Source organism: Pseudoalteromonas sp. HF66 (assembly GCF_011806445.1).
Classification (GTDB): domain Bacteria; phylum Pseudomonadota; class Gammaproteobacteria; order Enterobacterales; family Alteromonadaceae; genus Pseudoalteromonas; species Pseudoalteromonas apostichopi.
This window is the reverse complement of the sequence record NZ_JAATOU010000006.1, coordinates 85012-105764: the sequence shown is the minus strand read 5'-3', so window position 1 is coordinate 105764 and position 20753 is coordinate 85012. Positions and strand designations below refer to the sequence as shown.

Annotated in this window: 15 protein-coding genes and 1 tRNA gene; 9 read left to right on the top strand and 7 right to left on the bottom strand. The window is 41.8% G+C overall.

Features of this window, described 5'->3' with window-relative positions:
* Window positions 1-37: 37 nt before the first annotated feature.
* Window positions 38-1255: an HD-GYP domain-containing protein gene (locus tag HCZ11_RS08195; protein WP_167658181.1), complete on the top strand. Its 1218-nt coding sequence runs from the start codon at window positions 38-40 to the stop codon at window positions 1253-1255.
* Here the strand turns inward: HCZ11_RS08195 and HCZ11_RS19635 are convergent.
* Window positions 1215-1538, bottom strand: coding sequence for a hypothetical protein (locus HCZ11_RS19635; RefSeq protein WP_167658180.1), 324 nt, complete (start codon window positions 1536-1538; stop codon window positions 1215-1217). The two genes, HCZ11_RS08195 and HCZ11_RS19635, sit on opposite strands and share 41 nt — an antisense overlap.
* Before the next feature lie 336 nt (window positions 1539-1874).
* On the opposite strand from HCZ11_RS19635, the gene HCZ11_RS08185 reads away from it, so the two are divergent.
* Window positions 1875-3152 (top strand): outer membrane protein transport protein, encoded by a 1278-nt coding sequence (locus HCZ11_RS08185; protein WP_130049618.1) that lies wholly within the window; start codon window positions 1875-1877, stop codon window positions 3150-3152.
* A 114-nt stretch (window positions 3153-3266) separates the two neighbouring features.
* On the opposite strand, the gene HCZ11_RS08180 is transcribed toward HCZ11_RS08185, so the two are convergent.
* From HCZ11_RS08180 to pepA, 3 genes are all read right to left on the bottom strand, one after another.
* Window positions 3267-6122, bottom strand: coding sequence for a valine--tRNA ligase (locus HCZ11_RS08180; RefSeq protein WP_167658179.1), 2856 nt, complete (start codon window positions 6120-6122; stop codon window positions 3267-3269).
* Window positions 6123-6145: 23 nt separating this feature from the next.
* On the bottom strand, window positions 6146-6592 hold the full coding sequence (locus HCZ11_RS08175) for a DNA polymerase III subunit chi (RefSeq protein ID WP_167658178.1): 447 nt from the start codon (window positions 6590-6592) through the stop codon (window positions 6146-6148).
* Between the two features lie 126 nt (window positions 6593-6718).
* Window positions 6719-8233, bottom strand: a complete 1515-nt coding sequence (gene pepA, locus HCZ11_RS08170; protein WP_130049615.1) for a leucyl aminopeptidase — start codon at window positions 8231-8233, stop codon at window positions 6719-6721.
* A 322-nt stretch (window positions 8234-8555) separates the two neighbouring features.
* Between pepA and lptF the strand changes: the two genes are divergently transcribed.
* Window positions 8556-9668: an LPS export ABC transporter permease LptF gene (gene lptF, locus HCZ11_RS08165; RefSeq protein ID WP_130049614.1), complete on the top strand. Its 1113-nt coding sequence runs from the start codon at window positions 8556-8558 to the stop codon at window positions 9666-9668.
* Window positions 9665-10732, top strand: coding sequence for an LPS export ABC transporter permease LptG (lptG, locus tag HCZ11_RS08160; protein ID WP_130049613.1), 1068 nt, complete (start codon window positions 9665-9667; stop codon window positions 10730-10732). Before lptF ends, lptG begins: the two co-directional genes overlap by 4 nt.
* Window positions 10733-10806: 74 nt before the next feature.
* Here lptG and HCZ11_RS08155 read toward each other — a convergent pair whose 3' ends face one another.
* The gene (locus HCZ11_RS08155) at window positions 10807-11307 is read right to left on the bottom strand and encodes an RDD family protein (protein WP_167658177.1); all 501 of its coding nucleotides are present in this window, start codon (window positions 11305-11307) and stop codon (window positions 10807-10809) included.
* Between the two features lie 141 nt (window positions 11308-11448).
* Here HCZ11_RS08155 and HCZ11_RS08150 point away from each other — a divergent pair, with 141 nt between their 5' ends.
* From HCZ11_RS08150 to HCZ11_RS08130, 5 genes are all read left to right on the top strand, one after another.
* Window positions 11449-13101, top strand: coding sequence for an acyl-CoA dehydrogenase family protein (locus HCZ11_RS08150; protein WP_167658176.1), 1653 nt, complete (start codon window positions 11449-11451; stop codon window positions 13099-13101).
* Between the two features lie 177 nt (window positions 13102-13278).
* Window positions 13279-13363, top strand: a tRNA-Leu gene (locus HCZ11_RS08145).
* 383 nt (window positions 13364-13746) lie between these two features.
* Window positions 13747-15918 carry a bifunctional diguanylate cyclase/phosphodiesterase gene (locus HCZ11_RS08140; RefSeq protein WP_130049609.1) on the top strand — a complete coding sequence of 724 codons (2172 nt, stop codon included), beginning with the start codon at window positions 13747-13749 and terminating at the stop codon, window positions 15916-15918.
* Between the two features lie 47 nt (window positions 15919-15965).
* On the top strand, window positions 15966-16979 hold the full coding sequence (locus tag HCZ11_RS08135; RefSeq protein ID WP_167658175.1) for a fatty acid desaturase: 1014 nt from the start codon (window positions 15966-15968) through the stop codon (window positions 16977-16979).
* A gap of 1 nt (window position 16980) precedes the next feature.
* Window positions 16981-17391 carry a GFA family protein gene (locus tag HCZ11_RS08130; RefSeq protein ID WP_130049607.1) on the top strand — a complete coding sequence of 137 codons (411 nt, stop codon included), beginning with the start codon at window positions 16981-16983 and terminating at the stop codon, window positions 17389-17391.
* Here the strand turns inward: HCZ11_RS08130 and HCZ11_RS08125 are convergent.
* The gene (locus HCZ11_RS08125) at window positions 17384-18622 is read right to left on the bottom strand and encodes an MFS transporter (protein WP_167658174.1); all 1239 of its coding nucleotides are present in this window, start codon (window positions 18620-18622) and stop codon (window positions 17384-17386) included. The two genes, HCZ11_RS08130 and HCZ11_RS08125, sit on opposite strands and share 8 nt — an antisense overlap.
* Before the next feature lie 59 nt (window positions 18623-18681).
* The gene (locus HCZ11_RS08120) at window positions 18682-20739 is read right to left on the bottom strand and encodes a TonB-dependent receptor (RefSeq protein WP_167658173.1); all 2058 of its coding nucleotides are present in this window, start codon (window positions 20737-20739) and stop codon (window positions 18682-18684) included.
* Window positions 20740-20753: the final 14 nt, after the last annotated feature.

The window sequence follows — 20753 nt, the reverse complement described above, 5'->3', positions numbered from 1 at the left end:
ATAAAAAACTCGATATTTTTATGCGCTAAGCTCACATATGCTTATTACCTTACCCATTGCCGAACTTGTACCAGGGATGTTTGTTGACAGTGTCAGTAAGCAACAAGAGCATGTAAATAGTATTAAGATCAAAACACGTGGTTTAGTGCGTGATAAAACAATTATTCAACGCCTGATCTCTGAGGGGGTTGAAGAGCTACTCATCGACTTTACACAAAGCGATGTTGCACTGCCTAAAAAATACCAACCAAAACCTGAACCAGCTAAACCAAAAGTTGAACAAAAGCCTGCAGCTAATGGATCACCGCAAGGGATCACGGTTCAACAAGAGTTTCTAAAAGCCAGCGTGCATTACGAACAACATAGCCGAAAACTGCAAAGTTTCTACTCTGATATTACATCGGGTTTGAAAATGAATGTATCGGTGCTTGATGATATCGCCGTTGATATAGTCAGCTCGGTATTTCGTAATCACAATGCATTAACTATTTTAACTCGCCTCAAAGATAAGCATATTTATAACTGGCGGCACATGATCAACACCGCGATTTTGGTGAGTGTGTTTGCCAAGTATTTAGGCTACAAAGAAAAGACAATTAAAGAGCTGGCAATGGGTGCATTGATGCACGATATCGGTCAAGCGAAAATGCCACAAGGTGTACTATCTAAACCAAGCGCTTTGAATGACAATGAAATGCAAGTTGTTAAAAAGCATGTGGCACAGAGCCTTGGCTTAGTAAAAGGTGAAAAGGGCATTACACCATTAATGCTCGATATGATAGTAAATCACCATGAGCGTTTAGATGGTACAGGTTACCCACGTGGTATTGCTGCTGAAAAGCTTAGTCGCGCAGCACGAATGATGGCCATTGTTGATGTTTATGATGCGATGACTGCAGATAGACCTCATCAAATGGGTGAAGAGCCAATCTCAGCTCTGCGTTATTTACTTGCTAATAAACAATTGTTTGATTCTGAATTAGTACAACGTTTTATTAAATGCTTGGGTGTGCATCCAGTTGGCACAATCGTTAAGTTAAACAATGAGCGCTTAGCGCTAGTTATGGAAGGTAACCACGAAAATCCTATTAAGCCAAAGATAAAGGTTTTCTATAATGCTAAGCACAAGCACCATATTACAGCTAAAGATGTCGATCTAAGCGTAGAAAAAGAACTAAAAATTATGGCTAGCATCAAACCATTAGATTATCAGCTTAATTTGGCTCGTTTGTTAAAAGAGCATCTGCTTGTTTAGACTTAATACAGCGTTTTTTGGCGCTGCGTTTTGCTGATATAAATGCACCACTAAAACAACTTGTCATTAATACCAACCAAAGCAAAGAGCCTTTTTCCACATGTAAGGCCACGCAACAGAATAGAAGCGATAAAACAGCACTCAGCATAGCACCTAGCCAATAGTGATTAACTGGGTTATCGCAATCACCTGCTTTAGTACAAGCGCAATAGTTTGCTTTACAAAAATAATGAACGCTGACACCGCATAATATCAGTGCTGCAATAATCAATGCGATTTCCATACTCAAGCTCTACAGAAAAACCTTTATTTTTAGTCTAATAGGACGTGAAATAGATGTCAATGCAAATGATAACTACTATCACTTGGTGTTTTTGTAATCAGACCTCTGATGAGTTTTAATAAGTTGTTATCTTGTTGTTAAAATGTCGGTTTTTTACCTAATTATAACGAAAAATTACAGTTTTTTGATCTTAATTAAGGTAATGTTCGAAAGTTTGTAATTATTAGAATAAAACATCTAATACCAACATACAGCGCTAATCTTTTATGCTTAACTAATAGGTTGCCCTCGTTGTTGGATTAGCTTTCGCACAAGTTTGCAAGAGGACACAGATTTATGAAGTTCACTAAAACACTTATTGCAGCATCACTTGCTGTTGTTTCTGCTGACAGCTTTGCTGCAGCTTTCCAATTAGCTGAGCAAAACGTATCAGGTTTAGGTCGTGCATACGCTGGTGAAGCAGCTGTTGCTGATGACGCGTCTGTTGTTGCTCGTAACCCTGCACTTATGTCTTTATTCAAAGACAAGCAAATTTCAGTTGCAGGTATTGCGGTAATTCCAGATGTAAGCTTAAAAGGTGAAAGTGCTGCGTACGGCTTAGATAAAAGCTCTATCGATGATGATAGTATCGCTCCATCTGCATTTATACCTGCAGGATACTTCACTATGCCTTTAAACGACAAAGTGTCTTTAGGCTTTGGTGCTTTTTCAAACTTCGGTCTTTCAACTGAATTTAAAGACGATTACGCAGCGGGTTCTATCGCAGGTGAAACTGAAATCGTTACAATTAACATGAATGCAAGCGCTTCATACAAAATTAATGAACAGTTCAGTCTAGGCCTTGGCTTAAACTATGTTTATGCAGATGCTAAAGTTGTTCGTAATGCAGGTACTAACCCGTTTGGTTTACCAGCTAGCACGCAAATCGCTCACCTTGAAGGTGACGACTACGGCTTTGGTTGGAATATTGGTGCAATGTATCAGTTAGACGAAAACAGTCGTTTTGGTTTTAACTACCGTAGCGAAACTGATATCGACTTTGAAGGTGAGTACTCAAACCAACTTCCAGCAGCTGTTGGCGGCTTAGCGGGTACTGTAGTACCTGGTGAGTTAAAATTAACTTTACCAGCAATTGCTGAGTTCTCAGGTTCACACCAAATTGATAAGAAGCTTGGTGTACATTACAGCATCTTATGGACTGGTTGGGACAGCTTCCAAAAGTTAGAAGCTTATACACCAAGCCAAGAAACGCCAGTATTCTCTAAAGCAGAGAACTTCTCTGATTCAATGCGTTACTCTATTGGTACTGACTACCAATACAGCGATGCACTTTTACTTCGTGCAGGTATTGCCTACGATGAGTCGCCAGCAGACCAATCACACCTTTCAATCTCTATCCCTGATACAGATCGTTTTTGGTTCTCATTTGGTGGTAACTACGCATTTAGTGAAAACTCAAATGTTGATTTAGGTGTAAGTATCCTTCGTGGTAAAACACAGAACTTCTCAGAAAAAGACAGCTTAGCGGCTTCTTTAGGCCAAGATGTTTCATGGGAATATGAATCAAAAGGTCACGCAGTACTAGTTGGTGCTCAGTACAACTACAAATTTTAATTGTGACGCGACGTAAAGTCGCTGCTACAGAGCATTAAAAAGCCGCGCTATAACAATGTCATAGCGCGGCTTTTTTGTAAGCGTGATTTTATATCACGCTTAATTACTTGTAAGTTATAGACTTTCGATTTTCGCTTTTTGCGCTAATAGTTTGTCTTTCGCATCTGTAAATTCAGCCAGTTTAGCATGCTCTTTAGCAAGCACTGCTTCTGGTGCGTTATTTACGAACTTCTCGTTAGCTAACTTGTTTTGAACTTGTGCTAAGCCTTTTTCTGCTTTTTCAAGCTGCTTCGCGATACGAGCAAGTTCAGCTTCAACATCGATTAAGCCAGCCATTGGGATCATGATCTCAAGGTTGCCAACATACGAAGTTGCACACGCTGGTGCATCGTCTTTGTTATCAAGTAGCGTGAACTCCTCAAGCTTAGCAAGAGAAGCTAAGAATGCTTCGTTTTCCGTTAAGCGGCGCTTGTCTTCATCAGACGCGTTAGCAAGCAATACAGATAGAGGCTTACTTGGGCTGATATCCATTTCACCACGGATGTTACGAATAGCAAGAATGAATTGCTTAACCCACTCTAGGTCAGCCATCGCTTGGCTATCAACATTTGCTTCATTGTAAAGAGGGAAACCTTGAACCATGATGCTAGTGTTGGCAGTTTCGATACCTGCAAGTGGCGCAACACGTTGCCAAATCGTTTCAGTGATGTAAGGCATTAACGGGTGCATCAAGCGTAGTAGGCTTTCTAATACTGTGATTAAGGTATGACGAGTACCACGTTGTTGTGCTTCGTTACCTTTAAACAATACTGGTTTAGTAAGCTCTAGGTACCAGTCACAGAATTGGTTCCACGTGAACTCATAAATGGTGTTTGCTGCTAGATCAAAACGGTAGTTTTCTAGATGCTCAGTATAGGTTTTAACAGTTGCTTCAAATTGGCCTAAAATCCAACGATCAGCTAGTGAGTACTGTTTTTCAGCATCTGTAGCGAAGCCACAGTCTTGCTCTTCTGTATTCATTAATACGTAACGGCTCGCGTTCCATAGTTTGTTACAGAAGTTACGGTAACCTTCAAGACGATTCATATCCCAGTTGATATCACGACCCGTTGAAGCCATTGCCGCAAGGGTGAAACGCAGTGCGTCTGTACCGTGTGCTTCAATACCATTTTCGAATGTTTTACGGGTATTTTTCTCAATCTTCTTCGCTAGTTGTGGCTGCATCATGTTACCAGTGCGCTTTTCAACGAGGCTTTCAAGGTCGATACCGTCAATCATATCGATAGGATCAAGTACGTTACCTTTCGACTTAGACATCTTATCGCCGTTTTCATCACGGATAAGGCCAGTTACGTAAACGGTTTTAAATGGTACTTGTGGCTTGCCGTCTTCATCTTTGATGAAGTGCATGGTCATCATGATCATACGAGCAACCCAGAAGAAGATGATGTCGAAACCTGTTACCAATACGTCAGACGGGTGGAAAGTTTTTAAATCATCAGTGTTTGCCGGCCAGCCTTGCGTTGAGAAAGTCCAAAGCGCAGATGAGAACCAAGTATCTAAAACGTCTTCGTCTTGTTTAAGTGCAACATCATCAGCAAGGTTGTTATCGCGGCGTACTTCAGCTTCGTCACGACCAACGTATACGTTACCTTCGTTGTCGTACCAAGCAGGAATGCGGTGACCCCACCAAAGCTGACGTGAAATACACCAATCTTGTACGTCGTTCATCCACGAAAAGTACATGTTCTCGTATTGTTGAGGTACAAATTTAATATCGCCATTTTTAACTGCTTCTTTCGCAGGCTCTGCTAGAGGTGCTACGCGAACATACCATTGGTCTGTAAGAAGTGGCTCAATTACTACGCCAGAACGGTCACCGTAAGGTACCGTTAGGCTGTGATCTTCGATTTTTTCTAGTAGGCCAAGTTCTTCAAATTCAGCAACGATTGCTTTGCGAGCATCAAAGCGGTCAAGGCCGTGTAAACGCTCTGGAATTGGCGCATCTAACTCAAGCTCTTTACCGTCGAATGTGTAGCTTTCGCCTTCGCTTAATACAGCAGCATCTTTATTGAAGATGTTGATCATTGGTAGTTGGTGACGTTTACCCACTTCGTTATCGTTAAAGTCGTGGGCAGGCGTGATTTTCACACAACCTGTGCCTTTTTCCATGTCTGCATGCTCATCGGCAACAATTGGAATACGACGGTTTACGATAGGCAGTAAAATTTCTTTTCCGATTAGGTCTTGGTAACGCTCATCATCAGGGTTAACAGCAACACCTGAATCACCAAGCATTGTTTCAGGACGTGTTGTCGCAACAATGATGTAGTCTTTACCATCTTTGGTTTTTACGCCATCAGCAAGTGGGTAACGTAGGTTCCACATGTGACCTTGTTTGTCTTTGTTTTCAACTTCAAGATCAGAAATCGCTGTGTGTAGTTTAGGATCCCAGTTAACTAGGCGCTTACCACGGTAGATTAAATCTTCTTTGTGAAGACGTACAAATACTTCCTTTACGGCTTCAGAAAGGCCTTCATCCATAGTGAAACGCTCACGGTCCCAATCTACAGAAGCGCCTAAACGACGTAATTGTTTAGTGATCGTGCCGCCAGAGTGGTTTTTCCATTCCCAGATTTTATCGATAAATGCTTCACGGCCTAGGTCGTGACGTGTTTTACCTTCTTCAGCAGCAAGCTTACGCTCAACAAGCATTTGTGTTGCGATACCCGCGTGGTCAGTACCTACTTGCCATAATGTGTTGTTGCCTTGCATACGCTTTAAGCGCGTTAGCGTATCCATGATGGTATCTTGGAACGCGTGGCCCATGTGTAAGCTACCCGTGACGTTTGGTGGCGGGATCATAATTGAGTATGCGTCACCTTGGCCAGACGGTTTAAAGTAGCCATTTTCTTCCCAGCCTTGGTATAAAGACTGTTCAATATCTTGCGGATTATAGGTTTTATCCATTACACAGAACCTTAAATAAATGCTTAAATGTCAATTTCTTGCGTTGCAATATGGGCGCCCAGTTGGCGAAGCTTTTTAAACCGCTCACGGGCGGCTTGTTTAGCATTTGGCTCAACGGGTACGAAATCATAAACCTGCTGAAAACGACGGATAAAATCCGGTAGGTGTTCAGCTAAGTTGATTAATATTTTTCTGTTGCCGACAGGTGGAGTCATACCAATCTCAACCGGAGCGCCACCTTTAGGGCCTTCACCTTGTAAGTTGTGAGGTACGAAACTATCTGGTTCAAATGACCAAATAATGTCGTCGATTGTGTGGGCCGTGTCGGCGTTATCGGCGTAAATAAATACGCGATGACCTAGACGATACTGATCTGCAGCAATTTTGGCTGCAAGATCGAAAACAGCGTCTGCCGTTTGGTGGACACTATCATCTTGTTTTAGAACGTAAAATTGTGCGTTCATATTCATAGTGACTTTCGTCCCCACAGATACACAGATCAAAGCAGGGATTTTGACATAGAACGCGAATTGCTTCAATTAATAAGGCGCCATTTGGCGCCTTATTTAGGGTTAGTTTTAAGCTTTCGACAAGGCTTAATCGTGACTTGCTTCACTTATGCCCGCACGGTTTAACAAATACTGGGTTAACATAGGAACCGGACGACCAGTTGCACCTTTGTTTTTACCGCCGCTGCGCCATGCTGTACCTGCGATATCTAAATGCGCCCAGTTGTATTTTTTGGTGAATTTAGATAAGAAGCATGCTGCTGTAATCGTACCTGCAGCACGACCACCTAAGTTGGTAAAATCAGCGAATGGGCTTTCAAGTTGCTCTTGATAGTCATCCCATAGCGGAAGCTGCCATGCGCGGTCGCCACTTTGCTCAGACGCTTTAAGTAGGTCATGGGCAAGTGGGTTATGGTTAGATAGTAAGCCCGTTGCATGTGAACCCAGAGCAATAATACACGCACCCGTAAGTGTTGCTACGTCGACAACAGTATCTGGTTCGAAACGCTCAACATAAGTTAGGGCATCACACAGCACTAAACGACCTTCAGCATCAGTGTTTAACACTTCAACTGTTTGACCTGACATCGTTGTTAAAATATCACCAGGGCGATAAGCATTTGACCCTGGCATGTTTTCACAACCGGCTAAAACACCGACAACGTTGATAGGTAATTGCATTTGTACCAATGCGCGCATAGTACCAATAACACCCGCTGCACCACCCATATCGTATTTCATTTCATCCATGGCTTCGCCAGGCTTGATTGAAATACCGCCTGAGTCAAAGGTTAAGCCTTTACCTACTAATACGATAGGTGATTGGTCTTTGTCGCCACCTTGATAGTTGATTACTGACATAACTGATTCATTAGCACTACCACGACCTACCGCTAAGTATGAATTCATGCCAAGCTCAGCCATTTTTTCTTCACCAATAATATCAACGCTTACATTATCGAAGTTATTAGCAAGCTCTTGTGCTTGTTCTCCTAAATACGCAGGGTTACAGATATTTGGTGGCATGTTGGCAACGTCTTTACATAATTTGCTACCTGCAGCGATTGCTAAGCCATGCTCAATGGCGCTTTCGCCAATTGTTAACTCGCGGCGTGTTGGCACGTTGAAAACAATTTTACGAAGTGGGCGACGCGGATCGCTCTTTTTGCTTTTCAGTTGGTTGAAGGTGTATAAGCAGTCTTGAGTTGTTTCAACTGCTTGGCGCACTTTCCAGTAGGTGTCGCGGCTTTTAACGTGTTGCTCTGTTAAAAAGCATACTGCTTCCATTGAACCGGTTTCGTTTAGCGTGTTAATCGTTTTTGAGATGATTTGTTTATATTGTTTGTCATCAAGCTCACGCTCTTTACCACAACCGACTAACAACACACGCTCACTCAGTACATTTGGTACATGATGTAATAGCAATACTTGGCCTGGTTTACCTTCAAGGTCACCGCGGCGTAGCAAATTTGAGATATAACCGTCACTGATTTTATCTAATTGTTCACCAATGGGGGATAAACGACGTGGCTCATAAACGCCTACTACAATACATGCGCTACGTTGCTTTTCTGGACTACCACTTTTTACGCTAAATTCCATTGTTACTCCTGATATTGAGTCGTATAACCTTAGTTTATAAGGGTAAGAAATTCTTTTTCGAGTCCTTTCTTACATTTTTTAGTTTAATAGCACTAATCTTAGTACATAAACTATGACTCTATTTATGTGTTTTTGAACTTTATCTTAATGTGAATATCAATATCACATAATAGACGCCATCTGCACCATTTATGCAAGATTATATGTTCTTGCTAGGTATGATATTTAACTTTGATGGCATATAATAAAGTGAGTAAAATAACTAGTTTACTCAAAATTCCTTACTATTCCAGTGAAACTCGATGTTTAACAGGGGCGAGCATTGCTAATTTTTCGTTATTTGACCACTGAAGTCTTCAAGTCGCAGGTCGCCGTATTTTTAACTTTGATGACTATTTTTGTGTCTCAAAAGTTTGTCGTTATCTTAGGAGACGCCTCTGAAGGGGGTCTTCCAGCTAAACTTGTGCTTTCGATGATTGCACTAAAACTTCCTCAACTAGCTTCTCTTATACTGCCTTTGAGTATCTTCTTGGGTATTATTTTGGCGTACAGTCGCATTTATGCTGACAGCGAAATGACTGTTTTCAAAGCCTGCGGTGTTAGTGAGTGGTATGTGGTTCGTGTCACACTTATCTCAAGTACTGCGATGGCTGTTTTAGCTGGGGCGCTGACACTTTATGTTGCGCCATGGGCCAGTGAACAAGAATATCAATTAAAAGAGCAAGCAAAAGCGGATGCTGGCTTATCGGCACTTCGTGCAGGACGTTTTCAGCAAACTGGAAACGAAAAAGCGGTTGTTTTTATTCACAACATCGAAAATAGCGGAAAAGAGCTACACAAAGTATTTGTTGCTCAGCTACCCGATCGTGAAAAAGGTGACTTAGCACGTTTGGTGTATGCAGAACGTGGTGTGGTGATTGAGCAAGAAAACGGTGAACAGCAACTTGTTCTTAACGATGGTAAGCGCTACGAAACAGATGGCGAGTCTGCTGCGTTAAACTTAACAGAGTTCGATGGTTACAGTGTGCAAATTCAAGATCAAGAAATTGAACATCAGCGCCGTAAGTTAGAAGCTATTTCAACGCTTGATTTATTCAAAATGAAAACCTCTGAAGCCATTGCACAGTGGCAGTGGCGTTTAGCTATCCCGCTTTCAATTCCATTATTAACCTTATTAGCAGTACCGCTAAGTGTGGTGAATCCGCGCCAAGGTAAATTCGCTAAATTGGTGCCCGCAATCAGCTTGTATTTAGGGTATTTCATTTTACTGAATGCCGCTAAATTTGCAGTTGAAGATGGCAAAATCCCACCTTCAATTGGCTTGTGGTGGATCCATTTATCAGCTTTGTTTATTGGTGGTTTCTTGATTATTAAAGGTCGTCCGCTCGGCGCATGGTTAAGGTCAATTGTGACTAAGAGGGAGCTAAGCATATGATGAAAACTCTCGACTGGTATTTAGGCCGCAGCATTATTCAAACAACCGGTTTTGCTTTAATGGTACTGGTGGGTATTAGTACCCTGATTAAGTTTATTGAGCAGTTAAAATCGGTTGGTCGTGGTAGCTATGATATTGCAACCGCGCTGATCTACACCATATACAGCATGCCGGGTGATTTGGTTATTTTCTTTCCTATGGCTGCACTGATTGGCGGATTGACCGGTCTTGGCGCTTTAGCATCCAACAGTGAGTTGGTGGTAATGCAAGCCGCGGGTATGTCACGTCTGCAAATTATTACTTCAGTTATGAAAACCGCTATGTTTATGGCGATTTGTATGATGGCGCTTGGTGAATGGGGCGCCCCTGAAGCACAGCTCAAGGCAAAAGAAATACGCAATCAAGCAATTTATGGTGGTGATGTTTTTAATGCCAAGCAAGGTGTGTGGGCAAAAGATGGCAGCAATTTTATTAATATCGAAGATGTCGACCAGCAAGGTACGTTACGTGGCGTGCATATGTATCACTTTGATAAGTCGTTGCAACTTACTCAGATCACAAAGGCTGAAGAGGCATTAAATCGTAAAGATGGCTGGTTACTTCGTGATGTGAATAAGGTGGTGATCACACCTGAGCAGATCAGTACTGAACAGCACAAGGAAGAGTTTTACGACTCGCAGCTGACCGCTGAAAAGTTAGGAGTTGTATCAGTGAAGCCCGAGGCGCTTTCGTTTACTGGGCTTTGGTCATATTTAGGTTATTTGCAGCAAAATGAGCAAGACACCAGCACTTATGAGTTAGCTTTATGGCGTAAGGTTATGCAACCGGTATCTATAGCCGTTATGTTGTTAGTTGCCTTATCGTTTATATTCGGCCCGCTTCGCACAGTAACCATGGGTGCACGTATCATCATGGGTGTAATAACAGGTATTACTTTCCACTTAACCAATGAAATTTTTGGTCCTGTGGTGATGGTTTATCAAATTCCAGCTGTGGTTGGTGCTGTGTTACCAAGCTTACTGTTTATAGGGTTTGCTACTTATCTATTGAATAAACGAGTGTAATGCTCGTTTAAAATGCACAAAAAAGCGTGGTTTGTTGCCACGCTTTTTTTGTACTTGATGTGTTGCTTAATCACTTAATCAAGTGAGCGATAAATACGTTTATTTTCTTCTTTGGTGAGGGTGATCACTTCAGTTTTTGCGATGTAATCTTGCAATGCGCGCTTATTTTTAAAATCGACCAACACCACTAAATTACCTAAACCTAATAGCGCAGTAATGGCTCTAAGTGCACCTTGTTGCCAGCTAATTAATTTACCATCGAGGGTTTGCACCTTTAAACGCCATGCCCGCATACCAATTGTTTGGCCACTCTTAGCCCAAAAGTAGCTAAAGAAACTAATACTCACTATTACCAATAATGCACTTCGAATGCCATACAGTAATGGCGAGTTTTGAATGAAAGCAGATACATCCTCAGCGTCACCAATGCTTAGTAAGTCTAAAGAAATTAGCCCTTGAACAGCTAATAAATACAGTACGGTAGTCAGCATCGCAAAGGCAATGATAACCAAGGTATCGTAGATTAAAGAGGCAAAGCGGCGCCAGAAACCGGCACGTGGAAACTCAGCTGACATAAACAATCTCATCCAATTAAATTGCGCAGTAGTTTAGCAAAGTCCCGAGCAAACAAGAAATACTTAACGGCCGTTTAGCAAGTCGACAAACAGGTCTGACCTGCTATAGTTGAGAAAATAATAAAAAATGAGCACACAATTATGGCAGTTTCTCAAAGCGAAACCCATCAGGTATTTAATCAACCCAAACCACTTGAAAACTACAATGCCTACGAGGCTGATACCGTATTACAGTATTGGCAAAACCGTTTTGCAGGGCAGTGGGGAACTGTGCATTTAGCTGCGTTTGGGGAGCAAGTGGGTGGCGTATTACTGCAAGCTGGTTTTTTAGCAAACAAACACTTACCAGAATTAACGACTCACAGTCGGTTTGGCGAACGCATAGACCAAGTTGACTATCATCCAAGCTATCATGAGCTGATGCAGCATGCCATAGAGCAAGGGCACTGCGCATTGCCTTGGCAGCAACAAAAAGCCGGGAGTCATGTTGTAAGAGCGGTGATGGCAGTGCTGCACAATCATGCAGATCCGGGCTCCGGCTGTCCATTAACCATGACTTTTGCCAGTGTGCCAGCTATTGCCAGCCAAGAAAATATCGCAGCTATGTGGCTACCGAAAATAATGGCAAATCATTACAACCCAGATAATAAGCCTTGGTCTGAAAAAAAGGGTGTCACCATAGGTATGGCGATGACCGAAAAACAAGGCGGCTCTGATGTTCGAGCCAATACCACTAAAGCCGCAGCTATTAATGAAAGTGGCGCAGGGCAATTATATGCTTTAACTGGGCACAAATGGTTTTGCTCAGCGCCCATGAGTGACGCATTTTTAGTACTCGCTAACACTGATGAAAACCAATTATCCTGCTTCTTAGTGCCGCGTTGGCTCGAAACGGGTGAGAAAAATGCCATGTATATTCAGCGTTTAAAAAATAAGTTAGGTAATCAATCGAATGCGAGCTCTGAAATAGAGTTCAGAGGCGCGCATGGCTGGTTGCTAGGAGAGCCAGGGCGAGGCATTGCAACTATTATTCAAATGGTCGCTTTGACTCGTTATGATTGTATGCTTGGTTCAAGTTCGTTGATGTTGCAAGCTGTGAAAGAAGCGATATGGCACACTTCAGGGCGAAGTGTATTTGGTAAAAACCTGCACCAGCAGCCACTAATGCTTAATGTACTGGCAGATTTAGCTATCGAGGCTGAAGCTGCACTTGCTATTTCCATGCGTATTGCACATGCTCTTGATAATCAAGGTAATAGCAATGAAGTTGCATTAGTACGCAGTGCCACTGCAATAGGTAAATACTGGATCTGTAAGCGTGCGGTGCAGCAGACCTATGAGGCTATGGAATGTATTGGTGGCGTGGGTTATGTGCAAGACAACATTATCAGTCGACTTTATAAAGAAGCACCTGTTAACTCAATTTGGGAAGGTTCTGGTAATGTTCAGTGCCTTGATCTTTTGCGTGTATTTAATCGTGAGCCTGAATCTCTGAAGGTGCTTATGAATGAGCTTGAAAAGGCACGCAGTTTGAGCCTCGACTACGCGACAAAGTTAGATGAACTACAACGAATGCTCACTGATGCCGCGAATCTCGAAATGCATGCTCGACGCATAATTGAAAGGCTTGCGCTACTTTGGCAAGCATCAACGCTATTACAATTTGGCGAGCCACTTACTGCAGACGCGTTTGTGAAGAGTCGTCTAAATGAAGTGAGTTTTAGCCAGTACGGCTGTCTTAGTCATGACATCGATTGTCAGGCTATTGTTTCACGAATGATGCCAAAACTCTAAAGTTAACAACTTGTTTAATTATTGTGCGGTTGAGTAGTGGCACCGCATAAAACGCTTGCTGCCTTACCTATTCTTTGTATAATGCTTGGCATAGAGACAAAAGCAGTTTAAAAAAGCTTTTGCTCTAAAGTGGTTTTTCTTTATCTTCTCGTGTTTAGAAGGTTAAAGAAAAATGAAGCCAGTATGATGGAATTGGTAGACATGACGGATTCAAAATCCGTTGCCTTCGGGCGTGGCGGTTCAAGTCCGCCTACTGGTACCACTTTTTAACCCTAGCCAATCGGTTAGGGTTTTTTTATGCCTGAAAGCTATCAGCTATCAGCTATCAGCTATCAGCTATCAGCTATCAGCCGAGTGATCGCCTATCGCCTAGTACCCAGAACCTAGGACCCAGAGCTTATAACTCAAATTTAAGTACCAACTCCACCACTATTAAAGCAACTTTTGTTCTATTTATAACCGACCAAGTTCAAACTATGTTTGATCTACAAATAACCATGAAAAATGTGTGCTTATTTGCTTGGAAAGTAACCGTTTAAGACTAGAGTACGATGGTGTTTGCATGCGTCTTATAATACAATTTGTTTTCTAAACTATAAGTGAGGTCAATCACTTAGTGCACAATATCGGGTAAGGTAACTTAGCGTGGGTACATACGACTTAAAGCGTATAGTTGAAAGTATTTCAAATTTAAAAAGTGAAAACTTTTATAATGCAATATGCCTGTCTTTATCGGAAGTGCTTGGTGCTTCTCATGTTTTTTTAGCTCAAGTTGATGAGTCGACTTTGCATGCGACAACCATCGCTTTGGCTGAGCATGACGAAATTGTAGAAAACATCAGCTACGATATCCGCTGTACGCCATGCAACGATGTAAGGTGTGGTAGTATCTCAAGTTACAGCTCTGGAGTTCAGCAGCTATTCCCTAACGATCAGTTACTTGTTGATATGGGCATAGAAGCCTATGTGGGTGTGCCTTTACAAAGTATATCTGGCAAAACAGATACTATTCTTGTCGCACTATTTCAGCATGAAATAAACGATGCGATGCAAATAGAGTCTTTCTTCTCGTTATTTACAGGTCTTATTCAGCGAGAAATCGAAAAAGACCGCTTTATTGCTAAACTTGATTTTGCAAATCAACTTATCGAGCAAAGCCACGAAGCGATTTTTATTTGCGACCATAATGTACATATTACTTATGCAAATACGGCATTTACTGAAATGACCGGTTACTCGCTGAGTGAAGTATTAGGGCAAAACCCAAAAATTTTAAGCTCAAACAAGTATGATCCACATTTTTACAAAGCGATGTGGCATCAAATTAATACAGAGGGTAAGTGGTCTGGTGAAATAACGAATAAAACCAAACAAGGTAAGCTGTATACGCAATTTTTATCTATTACCAAAATGCAAAATAATGGTGAAGATTGCTATGTTGCGTTTATTTTGGATATCACCGAGAAAAAAGAAGCTGAACAGAAAATTTATTTTCACGCAAACCATGACCAACTCACCGGTTTAACCAATCGTTTTTACTTTAAAGAGTATTTATGCAAGCTAATATCGTCTTTGTCTTACCAAGATGATGCGAATACTAACTTAGCAGTGATCTACTTCGATGTTGATAAGTTTCAAGACATCAACACAGTCTACGGCTTAACGTTTGGCGATAAGGTACTATGCGAGCTGTCAAAACGGCTTAATGGCAGTTTTAAAGAGTGTGCTTTTTCGCGTATTGATGGTGATAGCTTTGCCATCTTACAAACTTATCAGCACGTTAGTGAACTTGAGCATGTTTGCAAACAAATTACCGCGTTACTTGTTGAACCTTTTTCGATTGGTGGTATTAGTCAGCAGGTTTCAGTTACGCTGGGAATGAGTCAATTTGAGCAAACTGAAACGGCTACTTCAAATTATAAAATTGAAAAGGTTGCCCGTCGTTTAATACGCCAAGCTGAACTTGCCACCTTAAATGCCAAGCAAACAGGTGATGAGTACCTGTTTTTCTGTAAAGAGATGGATAACAAGGTCAAAAAACACAATTTGTTAGTAGAACAGCTTACCCAAGCTGTGAAAAACAATGATATTGAAGTGTATTTTCAACCTATTATCGATATTGAAAATAACACAGTTGCTAAATTCGAAAGTTTAGTACGCTGGAATAATCAAGGCCAATGGCTATCACCTGCTGAGTTTATTCCTTTGGCTGAAGAGTCTCGGGTGATTATTCCACTCGGTGAACTCGTGTTGACTAAAACTTGTCAGCAAGTGAAAGAGTTAGAAGCAAAAGGTTATGAAAACGTTGTTTTTAACGTAAACCGTTCTTTATTTGAGTTTACTGAGTATAACCCTGAGCGTAATACATGGCTTGAGGTTATTAAAAGCCAAGGGGTTAAACCATCCCAAATTTCATTTGAATTAACCGAAAGTGTTTTAGCTCCAGAAAACACCAATCATCTAGATGTGTTAAGGCAGTTGAAGCAAGCAGGGTGTTTAATTTCATTAGATGATTTTGGTACGGGTTATTCGTCTCTTAGCTACTTACGCCGTTTTCCTGTCGATGTACTTAAGCTAGATAAGTCTTTTATAGATGAAGTACATGTTGATTCAGGTGACGAAGCGCTGGTCAAATCAATTATTCAAATGAGTCGTGTTCTGGGTATTAAAGTTGTTGCTGAAGGGGTTGAAGAACGCGAACAATTGGCTGTACTAACAGAAGCTGGCTGTGACTATATCCAAGGCTATTACTTTTCAAAGCCATTGCCAGCAAGCGATATACTGCCATTTTTAACGCAATTTCCTCGAGCGCAGTAGGTAATTAAGGTATGATTTTGATATCAACCTGCTAGTAAAAGCTTACTATGTCAAAATCAACTGCGAAACAAAATATAAAGACGATAGTTTCAGCTATTAAGGCTGAAGAGCAGTCGCTAAGAGCGCTTTATCCTATACTTAATCAGCAAAATACGATTGCTATGGCTATTCTACTCGTGTCGTTATGTTCACTGTTCGGCGTTGCGACACTCTATTATTTAGCTATTATTCCTGCATGGCTGTGTATCATTTTGGCTGCTTTTATTACCTCGATATCGCATGAACTTGAACATGATCTGATCCATAAGCAGTATTTTAGTAATCGTCCTTTTACACATAACCTGATGATGCTAACCGTGTGGCTAATGCGGCCAAATACGGTTAACCCTTGGTATCGCAGAAAAATTCACTTACATCACCATAAAGTATCCGGCACCTCGCAAGATTTAGAGGAGCGCTTAGTGGGCAATGGCATAAAATCACCATTTTTGAGGGTGTTGGTTATCACTGATGGCTTGCTAGGTTTATTAATTAATACCAAGCGATTTAATAAAGAAATTAGTGGCTTTAAGTTTTTACGAGTTTTTAATGCTGGCTTTCCTGTTGCAACAGCGTATTTTGCGACTCTTTATGGGGTAATTGCTTACTATGCTCTGCAATTTGTGCAGCCATTTACATTACCCGCTTGGGGAGTAGAGTTACTTACTGGGGCTGAATTCTTAATGGTGGTACTTATCGTGCCTAATATCATTCGCTCAACGTCTCTTAACTTGGTGACATCTTCAATGCATTATTATGGTGGTGTAAATAATTTGTTAGAGCAAACGCATGTGATCACCAGTCGCTGGTTTTTACCGTTTCAATTATTTTGTTTTGATTTTGGTCGTACACACACAATCCACCATTTTGTACCGAATCAGCCCTTTTACATTAGGCAATTGATCAGTAAAAAAATACATCCTATTATGGCCCAGCATGGGGTACGTTTTAATGACTTACAAAGCTTAAAACATGCCAATCACTACCCAGTAAAAGAGCAGTCATCTCAACAAGGAATTTAATATGAAGGTAACAGGTCGTTGTCATTGTGGTGAGGTAACTTACAATGCAGAAGTTGATGAAAATAAAGTGATTAACTGTCACTGTACAGATTGCCAAATTATCTCGGGTGCGCCTTTTCGCACTGTTGTGGTGTCTGTGCCAGATGGGGTTACTTTTACAGGTGCTGAGCCAAAAGAATATATAAAAATAGCCGAAAGTGGTAATCAGCGTGCGCAAGGCTTTTGTGGTAACTGTGGTACAGCCTTGTACGCGACTTCTGTAGGTGCAGGTGAGCGTATTTATGGCTTACGTATTGGCGCTGTAGAGCAAGCTGATGAGCTTATCCCTAAAGCGCATATTTGGTATCGTTCACATAAGCCTTGGCTCGATAACCTAAGTGATATGAGTATCTTTGAAACCGCACCTAATTAGCTGCCCCTTTTTGTTGTTGGCCGATACTTAGATTTCGGCCACTTAAATAACCAAACAAAGCACACAGTAGACTTGATGCAATACACAGCCAAAGTGCTCCTTCCCAATTATTAAAATAACTATGTAAGGCACCCGCAATAATAGGGCCGGTTGCAGCCAATAAATATCCGATACATTGTGCCATGCCCGACAAAGCTGCGGCTTGCATTGAGTCTTGAGTTCGCAGGCTTACGAATGATAAACCTAGAATAAAACATGCGCCTGAACAAAAACCTAGAGTGATTGACCAAAACATCGCGAAACTAGGTGCAACTAATAACCCAAGTGAACAAAGCGCCCCAAGTAACGCAAGGCTTAAAGTTAAAATACGTTGATCTTTTAATTTGGCAAGTAACGGAATAAGCACTATCCCTGGCAGGGCGGAGGCAACTTGAAAGGCGCCTTGTAAAGCACCAGCATGCTGCGCACTATGACCACCCTCTATTAAAATGCTGGGCAGCCAACCTAGCATGATATAAGTGAAAAATGAGTTAAAGCCGAGCAGTGAAGTGATTTGCCAAGCAAGTGCTGAGTGCCAAATTTTGCTTTGTGTACTACTTGGCACAGATGATTTTTTTGGCATGGTATGTTGCTTAAGTTGTGGTAACCACACAACAGTAGCCAGTACAACTAATAGGGCATAACTGGCAAGGGCTAATTGCCAGCCAAGTTCTTTATATTCTGCCAGCGGAATGATTATTGCTGAATAGCTTCCGCCAAATATCCCCATTGCCAAAACATAACTAGACGTCATAACAGCCACTTTATGGGGAAAGTCCCGTTTTATCAGGCTTGGCAATAACACATTACCAATCGCGATACCGACGCCAATCACTGCAGTGCCAATAAATAACACTGTGGCTGAGTCAATAACGCGAGATACGACTCCTACGCCTATAAGCACAAGGGCAATGAACAGCGATACTTCAAGACCGCACTTTTTAGCAAGGCTCGCCGCCATGGGGGAGGCAATAGCAAACGCGATTAAAGGTAAAGTAGTCAACATACCGGCTTGTGATGCACTTAACTGAAATTGTTCAATGATTTGTTCAAGTACAGGTGCGATCCCAGTGATAGGAGCACGTAAACTGGCTGCAATTAGAAAAATGCCCAGTACTAATAGAAGGTTACGAATTACGTTTTGAGAAGATGACACGCTGTTTGGAAAGATAGCTATAGGTACTTTTATCATACCAAAACACTAAACAGCGTGGGTGAACTATGAGATAGCTCACCAAATAAAACGGTTACTTAAAACTGATAGCTTGCTGATATCATGGCGTTGCGCGGTCTACCCGGAAAGTAGCGGTCGCCACTAAATGTGGTGTAGTCTGCGCGCTCAGCATAGTGCTCATCGGTTAAATTGTTTATTCGTGCAGTAAGGGTAAAGTTAGGTGTTAGCTGCCATGCTGCTCTTAAGTTAACTAATGAGTGGCCTTCGTAACTATGCTGGTTTTCAGGATCAGTAAAGTAGCTGCTGGTGGTATGCAGCTCAAGTCCAACACGTGTTATATCGTTTGCTTGCCAAAGTAGCTGTAAGTTTGCAATGTTACGTGGTGCAGTATCAATGAGATTGCCATTGATATTAACCCCACCGAGTAACTGATTATAACTATATGTGTGTTTGGCATGACTTGCGGCTATTTGCATCGATAAGCTTGGTGTAATGGTATAGGCTAATTCAAGCTCAACACCACGATGCTGGGTTTGGCCGTCGTTGACATAATAAAAATCACTGTCGCGGAAAATGGTGTTCTTTTTATTCATTGCATAAATGCTAAATACATAATGCAGTTGTGCTTGTTGACCTTTTAAACCAAGCTCGAGGTTTTTAGCTATTTCAGAGTTAAGATCTGCAACATTTTGTTCGCGTTGTAATTGATAAAGCTCTGCCGCTTGCGGTGCTCGATACCCTTCTGAAGCATTGGCGTAGATAAACTGGTTATCAGCATATTGATAGCTTAAACCAAGCTTTGGCGAGAAGTTCGTAAAGCTATTTACGCTACTTTCTGGTCGAGAATAACGGCACCCGCCCATTGCGCATTCTGTGCCATCTTCTTTTGTACGACCAGCCAACATATGGTTAGTGTAGTCATAGCGCATACGCTCGTATCGACCACCAAGACTGATGAGTAAGTCATCAAGCTGCCAATCAAGGTTAACAAATGGTGCTAATAGGGTGCTAGTTACTTGATAATCGTAATGTTTACCTTGAGGCACGGTGGCGACTAAAAACGCTGAGCCTTGAGTCGGGCTATCCTGATATTGTAAAAAATCAGCATCTGTCAGCTCACCATCAAAGCCAACTGTTAAGAGGCTTGCACCAGTTAACTTATGCTGCCAGCTTGATTGAAGGCCAACACCTTGCTGAGCATTTTCTTCAAGGGGAGTACCCGGTAAAAAATGCTTAAAGAAGGTCATGTTTTGGTCGCGGATATAAGGCGTTAGGGTAAAGTTGTTAGCCTCATCTTGTGTCCAATTTAGTTTTGACCAAATACGTAAAGAACGCGCTTTACGAAACGCATCTGGATCAAAATTAGACTGTGCTATTTGCTCGTCTTTATAACTTTCAAAGCCTTCTATGTAGCCTGCAGTTTGTTGATCTAAGTGAGTGTAGGTTAGGCCTGTACTTACACTTAGTTTTTCGCCATCAAAACGGTGACGCAGTGATAGCTTTTCTTGGTCAACACTTTCGTCATCACGGTAACCCGTATCTCGGGTGATCGTGGCATTAATGCCTAAACCTTGCTGGCCAAAATCACGGCCAGTGCCCAGTTTGTAGCGGGTGTAGCCAAACGATCCGTAATCAAAACCAAGTTGGTTGTGGTCATAGGTTGTATCTGGGGTGATCACGTTGACTACACCATGTACTGCGTTTGAACCGTAAAGAGCAGAGCCAGGGCCTTTCAGTACTTCGATGCGCTCTGCCATTTCAGTGTGGGCTTCGAATAATTCATTGATGTTGCAAAAACCAGCTGCGCGAAGTGGAATACCATCTTCAGCGGTAAGTAAGCCGCCGCAGGCTCCTGCACCAGAAAGTACAGGCGAACGTAAAGCGGGTAAATACTCTTGGCCGTTACCGTGTTGAAGATTAGCACCAGCAACCTGTTTAAGGGCTTGTTCAATGTGAGTTGGAGCGATAAGCGCCAGTTGCTTTTGTGAAATACTGCTGACCACAACAGGCAATGGATCTGACAACACTTCGCTACGCGAGGCCGTAGTTGTAATATGTTCTAGTTCATTATTAGCAAAGGCTTGTTGATTAAATAATGAGGTGCTCACAAGCACTGAGAGTATCGACAACTTCATGAAAACCCTTTGGT

Excerpts from the sequence above, each read along its gene's own strand:
- lptG (WP_130049613.1), top strand. The coding sequence starts at position 9,665 with ATGATGAAAACTCTCGACTGGTATTTAGGCCGCAGCATTATTCAAACA.
- HCZ11_RS08155 (WP_167658177.1), bottom strand. The coding sequence starts at position 11,307 with ATGTCAGCTGAGTTTCCACGTGCCGGTTTCTGGCGCCGCTTTGCCTCT.
- HCZ11_RS08180 (WP_167658179.1), bottom strand. The coding sequence starts at position 6,122 with ATGGATAAAACCTATAATCCGCAAGATATTGAACAGTCTTTATACCAA.
- HCZ11_RS08135 (WP_167658175.1), top strand. The coding sequence starts at position 15,966 with ATGTCAAAATCAACTGCGAAACAAAATATAAAGACGATAGTTTCAGCT.
- HCZ11_RS08195 (WP_167658181.1), top strand. The coding sequence starts at position 38 with ATGCTTATTACCTTACCCATTGCCGAACTTGTACCAGGGATGTTTGTT.
- HCZ11_RS08175 (WP_167658178.1), bottom strand. The coding sequence starts at position 6,592 with ATGAATATGAACGCACAATTTTACGTTCTAAAACAAGATGATAGTGTC.
- HCZ11_RS08185 (WP_130049618.1), top strand. The coding sequence starts at position 1,875 with ATGAAGTTCACTAAAACACTTATTGCAGCATCACTTGCTGTTGTTTCT.
- HCZ11_RS08125 (WP_167658174.1), bottom strand. The coding sequence starts at position 18,622 with ATGATAAAAGTACCTATAGCTATCTTTCCAAACAGCGTGTCATCTTCT.
- HCZ11_RS08150 (WP_167658176.1), top strand. The coding sequence starts at position 11,449 with ATGGCAGTTTCTCAAAGCGAAACCCATCAGGTATTTAATCAACCCAAA.
- HCZ11_RS08130 (WP_130049607.1), top strand. The coding sequence starts at position 16,981 with ATGAAGGTAACAGGTCGTTGTCATTGTGGTGAGGTAACTTACAATGCA.
- HCZ11_RS19635 (WP_167658180.1), bottom strand. The coding sequence starts at position 1,538 with ATGGAAATCGCATTGATTATTGCAGCACTGATATTATGCGGTGTCAGC.
- pepA (WP_130049615.1), bottom strand. The coding sequence starts at position 8,233 with ATGGAATTTAGCGTAAAAAGTGGTAGTCCAGAAAAGCAACGTAGCGCA.
- HCZ11_RS08120 (WP_167658173.1), bottom strand. The coding sequence starts at position 20,739 with ATGAAGTTGTCGATACTCTCAGTGCTTGTGAGCACCTCATTATTTAAT.